This is a genomic window from Deferribacterota bacterium (assembly GCA_034189185.1).
Classification (GTDB): Bacteria; Chrysiogenota; Deferribacteres; order Deferribacterales; family UBA228; genus UBA228.
This window is the reverse complement of the sequence record JAXHVM010000278.1, coordinates 1-1,788: the sequence shown is the minus strand read 5'-3', so window position 1 is coordinate 1,788 and position 1,788 is coordinate 1. Positions and strand designations below refer to the sequence as shown.

The window sequence follows — 1,788 nt, the reverse complement described above, 5'->3', positions numbered from 1 at the left end:
AAGAAAATGAATTATAAAGTTAATTTTTATTTGTTGTTAGTTGTTAATTGAAAAAAATAATATTAGAAATAAAAATCACAAATATGGGGGTGTAAGTATGAAAAGATTTAGCAAAGCGGCTGTTTTAGGCTCAGGTGTTATGGGTTCAGCTATTGCTGCTCATTTAGCTAATGCAGGGCTTGAAGTTTTATTATTGGATATAGTTCCAAAAGAGCTAACAGAGGAAGAAAAGAAGAAAGGACTAACCTTAAACGATAAGGAGGTAAGAAATAGGATAGCAAAAAAAGGTTTGGATTCAGCGTTAACATCTAGATATCCATCATTCTACATACCTGAATTTTCCAAATATATAGAAATTGGCAATTTTGAAGACGATATCCAAAAAATAAAGGATTGTGACTGGGTTATAGAGGTAATAATAGAGAGAATGGATATAAAAAAGAATTTTTATAAGGAAAAGGTTGTTAACAATGTTGGAAAGGATGCAATTGTCTCTTCAAATACAAGCGGTTTATCTATTAATGAAATGGCAAAAGTCTTCCCTGAGGAATTAAAAAAACGATTTTTAATAACCCATTTTTTTAACCCGCCAAGATATATGAAATTAGTTGAATTAGTTCCTAATGAGAATACCTCAGAAGAAGTGATGAGTATTATGGCAGATTTTATAACTAATAGATTGGGTAAAGGTGTAGTGTTTGCAAAGGATACCCCAAATTTTATAGCTAATAGAATAGGCGTTTATGGTATGTGTAATGCAATCAAGCATATGATGGAATTGGATATGACTGTTGAAGAGGTGGATGCAGTTGGGGGAGAGGCAACTGGGAAACCAAAAAGTGCTGTTTTTAGAACAGCTGATCTTGTTGGGATAGATACATTTGTTAATGTGGCAAATAACAGCTATGAATATCTAGTTAATGATGAGGAAAGAGAAATATTTAAAATACCAAAATTTGTAAATGATATGGTAGAAAAAGGCTTATTAGGCAATAAGACTAGGAAGGGCTTTTATAAAAAAGAGGGTGGTGAGACTTGTTATTATGATTATAAAACCGGTGAATATGTGCCAAGAAAGAAACCTAAGTTTCAATCTGTTGAAAGTACTAAGATGGCAACAAATGTAAAAGACAAAATAAAGGCAGTTTTTTCAAGTAAAGATAAGGCAGCTATTTTTGCGTGGAGAAATATGAGAGATACCCTCTTATATACTTTTAAACGGATTCCAGAAATAGCTGATGATATTGTAAATGTTGATAAAGCGTTGAAATGGGGGTTTAATTGGGATTTTGGTCCCTTTGAGGGATTAGATTTGTTAGGTGTTGAAAAGTTTGTAGAAAGATGTGAGAAAGATGGTATTCAGGTTCCTGAAAAGCTTAAAAAAATAAAGAAGTTCTACGAATTTAGGGATGGTAAAAAATATTATTATGACTTGAAAACTGATAGCTATAAAGAAGTCCCAATAAGACCGAGAGAGATAAGTTTAGAGCTATTAAAAAAAGCAGGCAATATAGTAGATGAAAACAAAGGTGCATCATTAATTGATTTAGGTGATGGTGTATTTTGTGTTGAGTTTCATTCGATAATGAATGCAATAGGTCCAGATACAATTATGATGATAAAGAAAGGTATAAAAAAGGCTGAAGAAGAAGGCCAGGGGCTAGTATTAGCAAATCAAGGGAAGAATTTTTCAGCTGGTGCAAATCTTATGTTAATGCTTTCTACAATTACAGAAGGAGCCTTTGAAGATATTGATATGGCTGTAAGAGAATTTCAAAACACATCGAT

1 protein-coding gene is annotated in these 1,788 nt (G+C 32.3%); it reads left to right on the top strand.

Annotated elements, in window-relative coordinates:
* Nucleotides 1–97: 97 nt before the first annotated feature.
* Nucleotides 98–1,788 (top strand): 3-hydroxyacyl-CoA dehydrogenase NAD-binding domain-containing protein (locus SVN78_10860; protein ID MDY6822106.1); only part of this gene is annotated, 1,691 nt, incomplete at its 3' end.